Below are 16,241 nucleotides of genomic sequence, written 5' to 3' on the forward strand. Positions count from 1 at the left end.
TTCTTGCCGGAGGTAGAGCACTGGATAGGCGATGGGCCCTACCGGGTTACTGACCTTAGCCAAACTCCGAATGCCGGTAAGTGAGAGCGCGGCAGTGAGACTGTGGGGGATAAGCTCCATGGTCGAGAGGGAAACAGCCCAGAGCATCGACTAAGGCCCCTAAGCGTACGCTAAGTGGGAAAGGATGTGGAGTCGCAGAGACAACCAGGAGGTTGGCTTAGAAGCAGCCACCCTTGAAAGAGTGCGTAATAGCTCACTGGTCAAGTGATTCCGCGCCGACAATGTAGCGGGGCTCAAGCGTACCGCCGAAGTCGTGTCATTCGTACACATATCCCCAACGGGAGTACGGATGGGTAGGGGAGCGTCGTGTGCCGGGTGAAGCAGCCGCGGAAGCGAGTTGTGGACGGTTCACGAGTGAGAATGCAGGCATGAGTAGCGATACACACGTGAGAAACGTGTGCGCCGATTGACTAAGGGTTCCTGGGTCAAGCTGATCTGCCCAGGGTAAGTCGGGACCTAAGGCGAGGCCGACAGGCGTAGTCGATGGACAACCGGTTGATATTCCGGTACCCGCTTTGAAACGCCCAGTACTGAATCAGGCGATGCTAAGTCCGTGAAGCCGGCCCGATCTCTTCGGAGTTGAGGGTAGTGGTGGAGCCGATGAACCAGACTTGTAGTAGGTAAGCGATGGGGTGACGCAGGAAGGTAGTCCAGCCCGGGCGGTGGTTGTCCCGGGGTAAGGGTGTAGGACGCACGGTAGGTAAATCCGTCGTGCACATAGTCTGAGACCTGATGCCGAGCCGATTGTGGTGAAGTGGATGATCCTATGCTGTCGAGAAAAGCCTCTAGCGAGTTTCATGGCGGCCCGTACCCTAAACCGACTCAGGTGGTCAGGTAGAGAATACCGAGGCGTTCGGGTGAACTATGGTTAAGGAACTCGGCAAAATGCCCCCGTAACTTCGGGAGAAGGGGGGCCATCACTGGTGATAGCACTTGCTGCTTGAGCTGGGGGTGGCCGCAGAGACCAGCGAGAAGCGACTGTTTACTAAAAACACAGGTCCGTGCGAAGCCGTAAGGCGATGTATACGGACTGACGCCTGCCCGGTGCTGGAACGTTAAGGGGACCGGTTAGCTGACTTTCGGGTTGGCGAAGCTGAGAACTTAAGCGCCAGTAAACGGCGGTGGTAACTATAACCATCCTAAGGTAGCGAAATTCCTTGTCGGGTAAGTTCCGACCTGCACGAATGGCGTAACGACTTCTCGACTGTCTCAACCATAGGCCCGGTGAAATTGCACTACGAGTAAAGATGCTCGTTTCGCGCAGCAGGACGGAAAGACCCCGGGACCTTTACTATAGTTTGATATTGGTGTTCGGTTCGGCTTGTGTAGGATAGGTGGGAGACTTTGAAGCGGCCACGCCAGTGGTTGTGGAGTCGTCGTTGAAATACCACTCTGGTCGTGCTGGATGTCTAACCTGGGTCCGTGATCCGGATCAGGGACAGTGTCTGATGGGTAGTTTAACTGGGGCGGTTGCCTCCTAAAGAGTAACGGAGGCGCCCAAAGGTTCCCTCAGCCTGGTTGGTAATCAGGTGTTGAGTGTAAGTGCACAAGGGAGCTTGACTGTGAGACCGACGGGTCGAGCAGGGACGAAAGTCGGGACTAGTGATCCGGCAGTGGCTTGTGGAAGCGCTGTCGCTCAACGGATAAAAGGTACCCCGGGGATAACAGGCTGATCTTCCCCAAGAGTCCATATCGACGGGATGGTTTGGCACCTCGATGTCGGCTCGTCGCATCCTGGGGCTGGAGTCGGTCCCAAGGGTTGGGCTGTTCGCCCATTAAAGCGGTACGCGAGCTGGGTTTAGAACGTCGTGAGACAGTTCGGTCCCTATCCGCTGTGCGCGTAGGAATATTGAGAAGGGCTGTCCCTAGTACGAGAGGACCGGGACGGACGAACCTCTGGTGTGCCAGTTGTCCTGCCAAGGGCATGGCTGGTTGGCTACGTTCGGAAAGGATAACCGCTGAAAGCATCTAAGCGGGAAGCCTGCTTCGAGATGAGTATTCCCACCCTCTTGAGGGGTTAAGGCTCCCAGTAGACGACTGGGTTGATAGGCCAGATGTGGAAGCCTGGTAACGGGTGGAGCTGACTGGTACTAATAGGCCGAGGGCTTGTCCTCAGTTGCTCGCGTCCACTGTGTTAGTTCTGAAATAACGAACGGCCGTGTTTATGTCCGGTGTTGGTTAATTTCATAGTGTTTCGGTGGTCATTGCGTTAGGGAAACGCCCGGTTACATTCCGAACCCGGAAGCTAAGCCTTTCAGCGCCGATGGTACTGCAGGGGGGACCCTGTGGGAGAGTAGGACGCCGCCGAACAATTTGTCCGGGAAAGCCCCGCACCTTTTGGTGCGGGGCTTTTCTGCGTTCCGGGTGCGATCGGTCGGCTTGTGCTGCGTGGGGTCGGTACTCCAAGCGCCTTGCGCCTGGGCCGGGCGCGATTATGAGCATCTCCGGATCCCGTGTATGGTTTACCTCGTTGCCACAGCGCAACGAGGCCCCAATAGCTCAGTCGGTAGAGCGTCTCCATGGTAAGGAGAAGGTCTGCGGTTCGATTCCGCATTGGGGCTCAGAACATAACGAAAGGCCCCCGCCGGATGGCGGGGGCCTTTCGCGTTGGTGGAGTGGGGAGCGGGGCTCAGACGAGGGGCGGTTCCGGGACGCGCATGGCGAGGATGGCCATGTCGTCCGAGGCCGGCTCGGCGGCGAAGCGTTCCACGGCCCGCAGGATGCGTGAGGCGACCGCTCCGGCCGTCAGGCCCGTACACGTCGACAGGACGTCCGCGAGGCCGTCGTCGCCCAGCATGCGGCTTCCCTCGCGGCGTTCGGTGACGCCGTCCGTGACGCACAGCAGGACGTCACCTGGGTTGAGGACCACTTCCTGCTCGTACAGGTCGAGGTCCTCGATGACGCCGAGCAGGGGCTGCGGTTCCGCGGCGGACTCCACGGAGCCGTCCTGGCGCAGGCGCAGCGGCAGCGGGTGGCCGGCGCAGACGACCTTCAGGAGGGCGCTGCCGTCCTCCTGGGGCCACAGCTCGCCGTACAGAAGGGTCAGGAAGCGGCTGCGGGCGCCCTCGTCGAGGATCGCCGCGTTGAGGCGCTCCAGGACCGCGGGGCCGCCGAAGCCCTCGCGGGCGAGCAGACGCAGTGCGTGGCGGGCCAGGCCCGTGACGGCGGCCGCCTCCGGGCCCGTACCGCACACGTCGCCGATGGCGAAGCCGTACGCGCCGTCGCTGATCGGGAAGACGTCGTAGAAGTCGCCGCCGACCTCGTTGCCCTCGCCCGCGGCGCGGTAGATGACCTCGATCTCGACGTTCGGCACGTCGGGGAGGCCCGGGGGCAGCAGGCTGCGCTGGAGGGACTGGCTGATGGCCATGCGCTCCGAGTACAGGCGGGCGTTGTCCAGGGCCAGGGCGGCCCTGCGGGAGAGGTCCTCGGCCAGTTCCAGGATCTCCTGGCGGAAGTGGTCGTCCGAGGGCTTCCCGAGCGTCAGCATGCCGATCACACGGTTGCGGGCGACCAGCGGGAGGACCACCGTCTCACCGCCGACGGCCTGAGCCGTGGCGAGCGTCGTGCGGGTGGCCGTGCTCATGCTCAGCGGAGCGTCGTGCTGCAGGCTGCGGGTCGACGTGGACAGGGCCGCGCGGTGGCCCGCCTCCGAAGGGGCGGCCCAGACGCGGGCGCCCGGGGTCGGGACCGGATCCGGCGGGGCGATCTTGGAGAGCAGGGCCTTGAGGCCGTCGATGAGGTCCTCGTCCTCGTGCAGCACGTACGAGAGGTACGGCTCGGAGGACTGGTCCGCGATCGTGTAGACGGCGCACCAGGTGGCCAGCGTCGGGACCGTCATCTGGGCCATCAGCGCCAGGGTCTGGTCCCGGTCGAGGGTGCCGGCCAGCAGGTCGGAGGCCTCGACGAGGAAGGACAGGGAGCCTCGGCGCAGCCGTTCCAGCTCGCCGAGGCGGGCGGACTCCACGGCGAGCGCGATGCGGTCGGCGGCGAACTGGAGGCGCAGGGCCTCCTCGTTGGAGTAGCGGCCCGCGCCCTCCGCCGCGACGCCGAGGGAGCCGGTGAGGCGTCCCTCGACCTTCAGCGGGACGGTGACGACCGAGCGCATCCCGGTGTCGGTGAGGAGCGGGACGGCGCCGGGGACGGCGGTCAGGTCCTCGTGGACGGCGGGCATACGGGCGGAGCCGTAGCGTCCCGTACCGGCCTCGACCGGGACCCGGGCGAAGCGCTGGCGGGCCGAGGGCAGGCCCGTCGTGGCGCGGACCTCCAGCTCCGTCTCGTCGTCCGTGGCGAGCAGCAGGAACGCGGCGTCGGCGTCGAGCATGTCGCGGGCCCGCTCGACCGTCCGCTGGAGCAGACCGTCCAGGTCGTCCGGGGCGGGGGAGCCGATGAAGACCTCGAACGGGTCCGTGGCGCGGCTGTCGGGCGAGGTGTCGGAGACCGGGGCACGGACCGGGGTCTGGAGCACGGCACGCTCGTCGTCGCGGACGAGGAGGCAGACCGTGGAGGGTTCGCCGTCGTTGTCGCGGACCCGCAGGTGCGAGGCGTAGACGGCGATGGTCCGGCCGTCCGCGCCGCGGATCCCGTAACTGCCCTCCCAGCGGGAGAGCTGCAGGGCGTCGGCGATGCCGGTGTTGGTCCCCGGGGTGTGCGGCCAGGCCACGAAGTCGGTGAACTGCTTGCCGGTGACCTGCTCCGCGGTGTGCCCGAAGACATACGCGGCGTCGTCGTTCCACGCGCTGATCGCGCCGGTGCTGTCGATCTGGACGACGGCGACCCGGACCCGCTGGTCGGTGACGGGGAGGAGCGAGGTGGGCAGGACCGGGCCGGCGGAGCGGATGCCCACCGGCCGGTCGGGCAGGTCCAGCTGGAACCAGACGTGCTTGCGGGTGGGGGAGTACTCGACGCCCCAGCGGGAGGCCAGGGCGGCGCACAGCAGCAGACCGCGGCCGTTCTCGCGGTCGGGGCTGCCGAAGTCGAGGCCGTTGCTCTGGAGCGGGACCTCGCGTTCCGGATAGTGGTCGGAGACCTCGACCCGGACGCCGTCCTCGGTGCGCAGGCACAGCACGTCGGCCGCGGTCCCCGCGTGCACGACGGCGTTGGTCACGAGCTCACTGGTGAGCACGACGGCGTCGTCGACGACATCGTTGTAGCCCCACCCCTGGAGCGTGTCCCGGACGAAGGCGCGGGCGGTCGCGACGGAGCGTCCGACCGGTTCGAAGGTGGCGGCCGCGCGCGCGGTGATCACAGCACTCCCCATATTGGTGTCTCGTCGCTTCCCCGAGTCCTGTGCCCGTTTATCGCCGCTTCGATTCGCTTGCCAGGCTAGACGTATCTCAAGGGTGCCGGGTACACGAGGGCCGAGTTCGGGACAGAGCGGTCCGGCGGTGGTGCGCGGGCGCACAAGTATGGACTCCCGGTGCAAGGGATGGGGGGCAACCGGTGCAGGTTGCCCGCCGACCGGTTCCGGCCTGGTACGTTGCCATGATTTGACGTCCGCCCGGTCGCCCGTTGACGGTGTGCAGTGGCGGTGAGCCAAAGTGGAACTGGGCAAGCTTCCGGATAGGCCCGAGTGAAACGGTCAACCCCTGCGGGAGGGACACGGTGGAGTCTGGCGTGGCGGCGCAGGGTTCGAAGGCGCGTACAAAAGGCGGACAGTCCGTGAAAAAGCAGCGCAATGGCACCGTCGAAGTGGACGCGGCAGCTCTGAACAGAGTGCTCGCGGGCCTCGTGGCGATGCGCGACGGCAACTTCCGCCGGCGGCTCACCGTCTCCGGCGACGGTGTGATGACGGAGATCGCGGCGGTCTTCAACGAGGTCGCCGACCGGAATCTCCATCTCACCGGTGAGCTGGCGCGCGTACGGCGGGTGGTCGGGCGCGAGGGCAAACTCACGGAGCGGCTGGAGACGGGCGCCTGCGAGGGTTCCTGGGCCGCCGCGATCGACGCCTCCAACGAGCTCGTCGACGATCTCGCGCGACCGGTGTCCGAGGTGGGCCGGGTGCTGTCGGCGGTCGCCGACGGTGATCTGGAGCAGCGGATGGAGCTGCGGTCGCACACGACGGACGAGACGGTCCGGCCGCTGCGCGGCGAGTTCCTGAAGGTCGCCCGTACGGTCAACAACCTGGTCGACCAGCTGTCGGTCTTCACCGAGCAGGTGACCCGGGTCGCCGTCGAGGTGGGCACCGAGGGCAAGCTCGGCGGTCAGGCGCAGGTGCGCGGGATGTCCGGGTCCTGGAAGGACCTCACGGACTCCGTGAACACCATGGCGTACCGGCTGACCGCCCAGGTGCGGGACATCGCGCTGGTGACGACGGCGGTCGCCAAGGGCGATCTGTCGCGGAAGGTCACCGTCCATGTGGCCGGCGAGATGCTTCAGCTGAAGAACACCGTCAACACGATGGTCGACCAGCTGTCCTCGTTCTCCTCCGAGGTGACGCGCGTCGCCCGTGAGGTGGGCACGGAGGGCGAGCTGGGCGGTCAGGCGACCGTGCCGGGTGTGGCCGGTGTGTGGAAGGACCTCACCGACTCCGTCAACACGATGGCGGGCAACCTCACCTCCCAGGTGCGCGGTATCGCCGAGGTGACGACGGCGGTCGCCAGCGGTGACCTGACGCAGAAGGTCACCGTGAGCGCGCGCGGCGAGGTCGCGCAGCTCGCCGAGACGATCAACCAGATGACCGAGACGCTGCGCACCTTCGCGGACGAAGTGACGCGGGTGGCGAGCGAGGTCGGTGGCGAGGGGCTCCTCGGCGGTCAGGCGCAGGTGCCGGGCGCCGCGGGGACCTGGAAGGACCTCACCGACTCGGTGAACACGGTCTTCCGGAACCTGACGACGCAGGTGCGCGACATCGCGCAGGTCACCACGGCGGTGGCCAGCGGTGACATGTCGCAGAAGGTCACGGTCGACGTGGCCGGGGAGATGCTGGAGCTGAAGAACACCGTCAACACGATGGTGGACCAGCTCCAGTCGTTCGGTTCCGAGGTGACCCGGGTGGCCCGGGAGGTCGGCGTCGAGGGACGGCTCGGCGGCCAGGCCGAGGTGCCGGGGGCCGCCGGCACGTGGAAGGACCTCACCGACTCGGTGAACACCGCGTTCCGCAACCTGACCGGTCAGGTCCGGGACATCGCGCAGGTCACCACGGCGGTCGCCAACGGTGATCTGTCGCAGAAGGTCACCGTGGACGTGGCCGGGGAGATGCTGGAGCTGAAGAACACCGTCAACACGATGGTGGCGCAGCTGTCCAGCTTCGCCGACCAGGTGACGCGGATGGCCCGCGACGTGGGCACCGAGGGCCGCCTCGGCGGCCAGGCGCGGGTGGACGGCGTCTCGGGTACGTGGAAGGAACTGACGGACTCCGTCAACTTCATGGCGGGCAACCTCACCTCACAGGTGAGGCAGATCGCCCAGGTGACGACGGCGGTGGCGCGGGGCGACCTGTCGCAGAAGATCGATGTGGACGCCCGGGGCGAGATCCTGGAGCTCAAGAACACCATCAACACGATGGTCGACCAGCTCTCCGCCTTCGCCGACCAGGTCACCCGGGTCGCCCGCGAGGTGGGTACGGACGGCCGGCTCGGCGGTCAGGCGCAGGTGCCCGGCGTCGCCGGAGTGTGGCGCGATCTCACCGATTCGGTGAACGGCATGGCCGGAAACCTCACCGCTCAGGTCCGTAACATCGCGCAGGTCGCCACGGCGGTGGCGCGCGGTGACCTGTCGCAGAAGATCGATGTGGACGCCCGGGGCGAGATCCTGGAGCTGAAGAACACCCTCAACACGATGGTGGACCAGCTGTCCAACTTCGCGGAGCAGGTGACGCGGGTCGCCCGTGAGGTGGGTACGGAGGGCATCCTCGGCGGACAGGCCGAGGTGCAGGGCGTGTCCGGTACGTGGAAGGACCTCACCCAGTCCGTCAACGGCATGGCGAACAACCTGACCCTCCAGGTCCGCAACATCGCCGAGGTCACCACCGCGGTCGCCAAGGGCGATCTCTCCAAGAAGATCACCGTCGACGCCAAGGGCGAGATCCTCGAACTGGTCACGACCGTCAACACGATGGTCGACCAGCTGCTGAACTTCGCCGACGAGGTGTCCCGGGTGGCCCGTGAGGTGGGCACCGAGGGGATCCTGGGCGGTCAGGCGCGGGTGCGCGGGGCGACCGGCATCTGGAAGGACCTCAGCGAGAACGTCAACCTGATGGCCAACAACCTGACCAGCCAGGTGCGGAACATCTCCCGGGTCTCCTCCGCGGTCGCCAACGGCGATCTGACGAAGAAGGTCACCGTGGAGGCGCGCGGCGAGGTCGCGGAGCTGGCCGACACGGTCAACACGATGGTGACGACGCTCTCCTCGTTCGCCGACGAGGTCACGCGGGTGGCCCGTGAGGTGGGCACCGAGGGCGAGCTGGGAGGCCAGGCCCGGGTGCCGGGAGTCGCCGGTACGTGGAAGGACCTCACCGAGTCCGTGAACTCGATGGCCTCCAACCTGACCGGTCAGGTGCGGCAGATCGCCACGGTCACCACCGCCATCGCCAAGGGCGACCTGACCAAGAAGATCGACATCGACGCGCGCGGTGAGATCCAGGAGCTGAAGAACACCATCAACACGATGGTCGACCAGCTGTCCTCGTTCGCCGAGCAGGTGACCCGGGTGGCCCGCGAGGTGGGCACCGAGGGGCAGCTGGGCGGTCAGGCGCGGGTGCGGGACGTGGACGGCACCTGGCGCGACCTCACCGAGTCGGTGAACGAGATGGCCGGGAACCTGACCCGTCAGGTGCGGGCCATCGCGGCCGTCGCCACCGCGGTGACCCGCGGCGATCTGAACCTCAAGATCGATGTGGACGCGGCCGGTGAGATCCAGGTCCTCCAGGACAACATCAACACGATGATCGCGAACCTGCGCGACACCACGCTCGCCAACAAGGAGCAGGACTGGCTGAAGGGCAACCTGGCCCGGATCTCCGGTCTGATGCAGGGCCGCCGCGACCTGGACGACGTGGCCTCGTTGATCATGAGCGAGCTGACGCCGGTGGTCTCGGCGCAGCACGGTGCGTTCTTCCTGGCGATGGCCGCGGGCGACTCGGACGAGGTGGGTCCGGACAACGGTGAGGCCGGCGCGTACGAGCTGCGGATGCGGGGGAGTTACGGCTACTCCGCGGGTTCGATGCCGACCTCCTTCCGGCCTGGTGAGACGCTCATCGGGACGGCGGCCGAGGAGAAGCGGACGATCCAGGTGGACAACGTGCCGCCGGGCTATCTGAAGATCTCCTCCGGTCTGGGCGAGGCCCCTCCGGCGCATGTGATCGTGCTGCCGGTGCTCTTCGAGGGCAAGGTTCTCGGCGTGATCGAGCTGGCCTCGTTCCAGCCGTTCACGCATATCCAGCGGGACTTCCTCAACCAGCTCGCCGAGATGATCGCGACGAGCGTCAACACGATCAGCGTCAACACCAAGACCGAGAAGCTGCTGGAGCAGTCGCAGGAGCTGACCGAGCAACTGCGGGACCGCTCGCAGGAGTTGGAGAACCGGCAGAAGGCCCTCCAGGCGTCCAACGCCGAACTGGAGGAGAAGGCCGAGCTGCTGGCCCAGCAGAACCGCGACATCGAGGTGAAGAACACCGAGATCGAGGAGGCGCGGCAGGTGCTGGAGGAGCGCGCCGAGCAGCTCGCGGTATCGATGCGCTACAAGTCCGAGTTCCTGGCGAACATGTCGCACGAGCTGCGTACGCCGCTCAACTCGCTGCTGATTCTGGCCAAGTTGCTGGCGGACAACGCCGAGGGCAATCTCTCGCCGAAGCAGGTGGAGTTCGCCGAGACGATCCACGGGGCCGGTTCCGACCTGCTCCAGCTGATCAACGACATCCTGGACCTGTCGAAGGTCGAGGCGGGCAAGATGGACGTCAGTCCGACCAGGATCGCGCTGGTCCAGCTGGTCGACTACGTGGAGGCGACCTTCCGCCCGCTCACCGCGGAGAAGGGGCTCGACTTCTCCGTACGGGTGTCGCCGGAGCTTCCCGCCACGCTGCACACCGACGAGCAGCGCCTGCTCCAGGTGCTGCGCAACCTGCTGTCCAACGCGGTGAAGTTCACCGACAGCGGCGCGGTGGAGCTGGTGATCCGGCCGGCCGGCGCCGATGTGCCCAACGCGATCCGTGAACACCTGCTGGAGGCGGGTTCGCTGCGGGACGCGGACGCCGATCTGATCGCCTTCTCGGTGACCGACACCGGGATCGGGATCGCGTCCAGCAAGATGCTGGTGATCTTCGAGGCGTTCAAGCAGGCGGACGGCACGACGAGCCGGAAGTACGGCGGCACCGGCCTCGGTCTCTCCATCAGCCGGGAGATCGCCCGGCTGCTCGGCGGCGAGATCCACGCGGCGAGCGAGCCGGGGCGCGGTTCCACCTTCACCCTGTACCTGCCGCTGCACCGCGCCGAACTGCCGCCCCAGGGCTACCCGCCGGTGGGTTCCGGTTCCGCCGAGGTGCTGGGCGGTACGGGCGAGATGGGGCAGCCGCAGTCCCCGCAGGGCCAGTCGGCTCCGTACGGCGATCCGGCCAACTCCGCCGGGATGTTCCGGCGGCGGCGCAAGGCGCTGGGGGAAGCGGCGGGCAGGGCAGCGCTGCCGGCCGGCCGCACCCCGTCCGAGAGCGCCCCGCAGCAGGAGGAGCGGGTGCCGGGGAGCCAGGGCGAGGGGCAGGTTCAGGGCCAGGCCGCGGCGGAGGAGCCGGCGCCCCGGCGGACATTCCGCTTCCGCGGCGAGAAGGTGCTCATCGTCGACGACGACATCCGCAATGTCTTCGCGCTCACCAGCGTGCTGGAGCAGCACGGACTGTCGGTGCTGTACGCGGAGAACGGCCGTGAGGGCATCGAAGTGCTGGAGCAGCACGACGATGTGACGGTCGTGCTGATGGACATCATGATGCCCGAGATGGACGGTTACGCGACGACGACCGCGATCCGGCGGATGCCGCAGTTCGCCGGGCTGCCGATCGTGGCGCTCACCGCGAAGGCGATGAAGGGCGACCGGGAGAAGGCCATCGATTGCGGGGCTTCCGACTATGTGACGAAGCCGGTCGATCCTGATCACCTGCTCGCGGTGATGGAGCAGTGGATGCACGGAGAGTGATCGAGGATTGAACGAATTGGCGTGAGTTGTTGACCGACTGTGCTCGAACGGGTGTGAACGCGCTGCATTCGGGGAACCTTCTGGTCTCCCACCGCGTTTGCGGTATGTGCACAGTGACATCGCGGTGACAGGGTGTGGTGACGGGCGGGGTGCGGCTACCATGACCGGCACAAGGACGGACGGCGCAAGGGAGTCGTCCCCTGGGGCGGCACCCGGTGCATTTCCGGGGCGAGGAGGGCGGGCCATGGTGCAGAAGGCCAAGATCCTCCTGGTCGATGACCGGCCGGAGAATCTGCTGGCGCTGGAGGCCATCCTCTCTGCGCTCGATCAGACACTGGTCCGGGCATCGTCAGGGGAGGAGGCGCTCAAAGCGCTGCTCACGGACGACTTCGCGGTCATTCTGCTGGACGTCCAGATGCCGGGCATGGACGGTTTCGAGACCGCCGCGCACATCAAGCGGCGGGAGCGGACCCGGGACATCCCGATCATCTTCCTCACCGCGATCAACCACGGTCCGCACCACACCTTCCGCGGCTACGCGGCCGGTGCGGTGGACTACATCTCCAAGCCGTTCGACCCGTGGGTGCTGCGCGCCAAGGTCTCGGTCTTCGTCGAGCTGTACATGAAGAACTGCAAGCTCCGCGAGCAGGCCGCTCTGCTGCGGCTCCAGTTGGAGGGCGACGGCCACGCGGGCGGCGAGCACGAGAAGGAGCCGGCCGGTCTGCTGGCCGAGCTCTCCGCGCGGCTCGCGGCGGTCGAGGAGCAGGCGGAAGCGCTCTCCAAGCAGCTCGACGACGAATCGGCGGACGCCGCGGCGGTCGCCACCGCCGCCCATCTCGAACGCAAGCTGACCGGCCTGCGCCGCGCGCTCGACGCGCTGGAGCCGGGCACCGGCGGGGGCACGGGCGTGCTGCCCGCACAGGGCTGACCCGCCGCCCCTGCCGTGAGGCGGCGTCAGTTCCCGGCCGTCCGGAGGCGACACGGTCGAGTGAACCAGTAGGCGAACGTGTTCACGGGCGACGACAGCGGTAACCTCGGCATCATGGCCTCACGTACGTCCGGCAAGGGTTCCCAGGGCACGGCGGGCACCGCGAAGCGCGTCGGCCGTACCTCGGGCCCGGCGAAGAAAGCCGCGCCCGCCAAGAAGACCGCGCCGAAGAAATCGGCAGCTCCCGCGAAGAAGGCCCCCGCGAAGAAGGCGGCGGCCAAGAAACCCGCGCCCAAACCCGCACCGTCACCCACCGGGGGCATCTACCGGCTGGTGCGGGCGGTCTGGCTCGGGGCGGCGCACGGCGTCGGCGCGCTGTTCCGCTCGATAGGGCGTGGCGCCAAGGGACTTGACCCCGCCCACCGCAAGGACGGCCTCGCGCTGCTGCTGCTCGGCCTGGCGCTGATCGTCGCCGCGGGCACCTGGTCCAACCTCCAGGGGCCGGTCGGCGACCTGGTCGAGATGCTGGTGACCGGGGCCTTCGGCCGGCTCGATCTGCTCGCGCCGATACTGCTGGGCGCGATGGCGGTACGGCTGATCCTCTACCCGGAGCGGCCCGAGGCCAACGGACGCATCGTCATCGGGCTGTCCGCGCTGGTCATCGGAGTCCTCGGCCAGGTCCACATCGCCTGCGGTTCGCCCGGCCGGGACGAGGGCACCGAGGCGATGCAGGACGCGGGCGGGCTGGTCGGCTGGGCCACCTCCAAGCCGCTGATCTTCATGATGGGCGAGGTCCTCGCCGTACCGCTGCTGGTGCTGCTGACCGTCTTCGGACTCCTCGTCGTCACCGCCACCCCGGTCAACGCCATCCCGCAGCGGCTGCGTCAGCTCGGCGTCCGCCTCGGCATCGTGGAACCGCTGCCCGAGGCCGGCGAGGGGTACGAGAACGACGACGAGCGCTACGACGACCAGTGGCGCGAGGCGCTGCCCGAGCGGCACCAGCGGCGCGGCGCGCGTCGCACGGACCCGGACGCGGACCCGGTCTACGACCACGACCAGGCCGAGGCGGAGGCGCTCACCAAGCGCAGGAGGTCCCGCAGGCCCTCCGTGCAGCCCGCGATGAACCGGCCGCTGGACGCGGTGGACGTCGCCGCCGCCGCGGCCGCCGCGCTCGACGGGGCCGTGCTCAACGGCATGCCGCCCTCGCCGATCGTCGCCGACCTGACCCAGGGCGTCTCCGTGGACCGCGAGCGCACGGGCACGCCCGTCCCCGGCGCCCGGGAGGCCGAGCGGGACGGAGCGGGGAAGAGCGGGGCGGGCCGCCGGTCCGGCGACACCGACGAGCCGACCGGTGGTGACCGTTCCGGTGGCGCCTCCGAGCGGTCCGGTTCCGTTCCCGACCTGACCAAGCCCGCACCGGAGCGTTCCGAGGGCCTGCCCGCGCGCGCCGAGCAGCTCCAGCTGTCCGGCGACATCACGTACGCGCTGCCCTCGCTCGACCTGCTGGAGCGCGGCGGACCGGGCAAGACCCGCAGCGCCGCCAACGACGCGGTCGTCGCCTCGCTGACCAACGTCTTCTCGGAGTTCAAGGTCGACGCCGCGGTCACCGGCTTCACCCGGGGCCCGACGGTCACCCGTTACGAGATCGAGCTCGGCCCCGCCGTGAAGGTCGAGAAGATCACGGCCCTGGCCAAGAACATCGCGTACGCCGTGGCCAGCCCGGACGTACGGATCATCTCGCCGATCCCGGGCAAGTCCGCCGTCGGCATCGAGATCCCCAACTCCGACCGCGAGATGGTCAACCTCGGCGATGTACTGCGCCTCGCGGACGCCGCCGAGGACGACCACCCGATGCTCGTGGCGCTCGGCAAGAACGTCGAGGGCGGCTACGAGATGGCCAACCTCGCCAAGATGCCGCACGTCCTGGTCGCCGGCGCCACCGGCTCCGGCAAGTCCTCCTGCATCAACTGCCTGATCACCTCGATCATGGTGCGGGCCACCCCGGACGACGTGCGGATGGTCCTCGTCGACCCCAAGCGCGTCGAGCTCACCGCGTACGAGGGCATCCCCCACCTCATCACCCCGATCATCACCAACCCCAAGAAGGCCGCCGAGGCGCTCCAGTGGGTCGTGCGGGAGATGGACCTGCGCTACGACGACCTCGCCAACTTCGGCTACCGGCACATCGACGACTTCAACCACGCGGTGCGCAACGGCAAGTGCAAGGCGCCCGAGGGCAGCGAGCGCGAGCTGTCCCCGTACCCGTATCTGCTGGTGATCGTCGACGAGCTGGCCGACCTGATGATGGTGGCCCCGCGCGACGTCGAGGACTCGATCGTCCGCATCACCCAGCTGGCCCGCGCGGCCGGCATCCACCTGGTGCTCGCGACCCAGCGCCCCTCGGTCGACGTGGTGACCGGCCTGATCAAGGCGAACGTGCCCTCCCGGCTCGCCTTCGCCACCTCCTCCCTCGCCGACAGCCGGGTCATCCTCGACCAGCCCGGCGCCGAGAAGCTCATCGGCAAGGGCGACGGCCTCTTCCTCCCGATGGGCGCCAACAAACCCACCCGTATGCAGGGCGCCTTCGTCACCGAGGACGAGGTCGCCGCCGTCGTCCAGCACTGCAAGGACCAGATGGCCCCGGTCTTCCGGGACGACGTCGTGGTGGGGACGAAGCAGAAGAAGGAGATCGACGAGGACATCGGCGACGACCTGGACCTGCTCTGCCAGGCCGCCGAGCTGGTCGTCTCGACCCAGTTCGGATCGACCTCGATGCTCCAGCGCAAGCTCCGGGTCGGCTTCGCGAAGGCGGGCCGGCTGATGGACCTCATGGAGTCCCGCAACATCGTCGGGCCCAGCGAGGGTTCCAAGGCGCGGGACGTCATGGTGAAACCCGACGAGCTCGACGGGGTGTTGGCCGTCATCCGCGGGGAATCCGCTCCGTAACGGAATCCGCTCCGTAAAGGTTTTGTGGGCAACCGTTTCGTACGGTCGTACGTCCAGTTGAAGGGAGGGACGGAACCGTGCTCCTCCCCGCAGCCCGCTCCGTCGTCACCTCACCCGTACCCCCACCCCGTTCGGCCCACTACAGGTTGCCCAGTCCTCGATCGGGGCTGTGTTCCGCCCCCGCTCCACCCCGGAGCCGGTGGCGGGGCCGTCCGGCGAGCCCGATGGCGTACAAAGTCGTCCCTCCCGGTTGCCCCTCCCTTTCGTACCCCCCCTAGACTGAACATCCAGCAGGTGGCTCACGCTCGAAAGGCGCCCCCGTGTCCATCGGCAACTCCCCCGAAGACGACCGGCCTTCGATCGGTCGTGCCCTCCAGCAGGCTCGTATCGCCGCAGGTCTGACGGTCGAGGAAGTCAGCAGCTCCACCCGGGTGCGCATCCCCATCGTGCACGCGATCGAGCAGGACGACTTCTCCCGCTGCGGCGGCGACGTCTACGCCCGCGGTCACATCCGCACGTTCGCCCGTGCCGTCGGTCTCGATCCGGAACCGCTGGTCGAGGAGTACGACGCCGATCACGGCGGCCGTCCCGCACCGACCCCCGCGGCACCGCTGTTCGAAGCGGAACGCATCCGTTCCGAGCCCCGGCGGCCCAACTGGACCGCGGCCATGGTCGCGGCCATCGTCGCCGTCATCGGGTTCGTCGGCTTCACGCTCTTCGACGGCGAGGACGAACCCTCCAACACCGCACAGATCGCGGAGGGCTCCAAGCCCGACAAGACCGCGGCCAAGCCCACCGCCACCAAGCCCTCCGACCCCGAGCCCGTGCCCTCCGAGAGCGCCATCGCCGCCGCCCCCCGGGACAAGGTGACGGTCAAGCTCAGCGCGGACCGGGGCAAGAGCTGGATCTCGGCCAAGGACCACAACGGCCGGCTGCTCTTCGACGGGCTGCTGCTCCAGGGCGAGTCCAAGACCTTCCAGGACAAGGAGCGCATCGACCTCGTCCTCGGCGACGCCGGGGCGATCGACCTCTTCGTCAACGGCAAGCAGGTCGAGGACCGCTTCGGTCCCGGCCAGGTCGAACGGCTCTCCTACACCAAGGGCGACCCCGAGGCCGGCTGATCCGCCGCCCTCCGTTCCTGTAGACGTCCGACGGGCGTCCGGCCTCGCGCCGGGCGCCCGTCGGCGTT

The 16,241-nt window shown here is 67.7% G+C and carries 5 protein-coding genes, 1 tRNA gene and 2 rRNA genes (1 of these 8 cut by a window edge); 7 read left to right on the plus strand and 1 reads right to left on the minus strand.

The window, feature by feature from the left end:
* From ACSMXR_RS28240 to ACSMXR_RS28250, 3 genes are all read left to right on the plus strand, one after another.
* A 23S ribosomal RNA gene (locus tag ACSMXR_RS28240) occupies nt 1-2,174 on the plus strand; it begins 951 nt to the left of the window's first position.
* A 79-nt stretch (nt 2,175-2,253) separates the two neighbouring features.
* Nucleotides 2,254-2,370, plus strand: a 5S ribosomal RNA gene (gene rrf, locus ACSMXR_RS28245).
* Nucleotides 2,371-2,548: 178 nt separating this feature from the next.
* Nucleotides 2,549-2,621 (plus strand) — tRNA-Thr (locus ACSMXR_RS28250).
* Between the two features lie 68 nt (nt 2,622-2,689).
* Here ACSMXR_RS28250 and ACSMXR_RS28255 read toward each other — a convergent pair.
* A complete protein-coding gene (locus tag ACSMXR_RS28255; RefSeq protein ID WP_137230043.1) occupies nt 2,690-5,317 on the minus strand; it encodes a SpoIIE family protein phosphatase in 2,628 nt (875 codons plus the stop codon).
* 401 nt (nt 5,318-5,718) lie between these two features.
* On the opposite strand from ACSMXR_RS28255, the gene ACSMXR_RS28260 reads away from it, so the two are divergent.
* The 4 genes from ACSMXR_RS28260 (at nt 5,719) to ACSMXR_RS28275 (ending at nt 16,173) form a co-directional block, all read left to right on the plus strand.
* The gene (locus ACSMXR_RS28260; RefSeq protein ID WP_218524532.1) at nt 5,719-11,178 is read left to right on the plus strand and encodes a HAMP domain-containing protein; all 5,460 of its coding nucleotides are present in this window, start codon (nt 5,719-5,721) and stop codon (nt 11,176-11,178) included.
* A gap of 244 nt (nt 11,179-11,422) precedes the next feature.
* Nucleotides 11,423-12,106, plus strand: coding sequence for a response regulator (locus tag ACSMXR_RS28265; protein ID WP_030080218.1), 684 nt, complete (start codon nt 11,423-11,425; stop codon nt 12,104-12,106).
* A gap of 114 nt (nt 12,107-12,220) precedes the next feature.
* Nucleotides 12,221-15,052, plus strand: coding sequence for a DNA translocase FtsK (locus ACSMXR_RS28270; RefSeq protein WP_381848154.1), 2,832 nt, complete (start codon nt 12,221-12,223; stop codon nt 15,050-15,052).
* 320 nt (nt 15,053-15,372) lie between these two features.
* Nucleotides 15,373-16,173: a helix-turn-helix domain-containing protein gene (locus ACSMXR_RS28275; protein ID WP_137230049.1), complete on the plus strand. Its 801-nt coding sequence runs from the start codon at nt 15,373-15,375 to the stop codon at nt 16,171-16,173.
* Nucleotides 16,174-16,241: the final 68 nt, after the last annotated feature.

The organism is Streptomyces sp. DSM 106670 (assembly GCF_055792845.1).

What these genes read in the sequence shown, in the direction of transcription:
- ACSMXR_RS28265 (WP_030080218.1), top strand. Translation starts at nt 11,423, where the DNA reads ATGGTGCAGAAGGCCAAGATCCTCCTGGTCGATGACCGGCCGGAGAAT.
- ACSMXR_RS28255 (WP_137230043.1), bottom strand. Translation starts at nt 5,317, where the DNA reads ATGGGGAGTGCTGTGATCACCGCGCGCGCGGCCGCCACCTTCGAACCG.
- ACSMXR_RS28270 (WP_381848154.1), top strand. Translation starts at nt 12,221, where the DNA reads ATGGCCTCACGTACGTCCGGCAAGGGTTCCCAGGGCACGGCGGGCACC.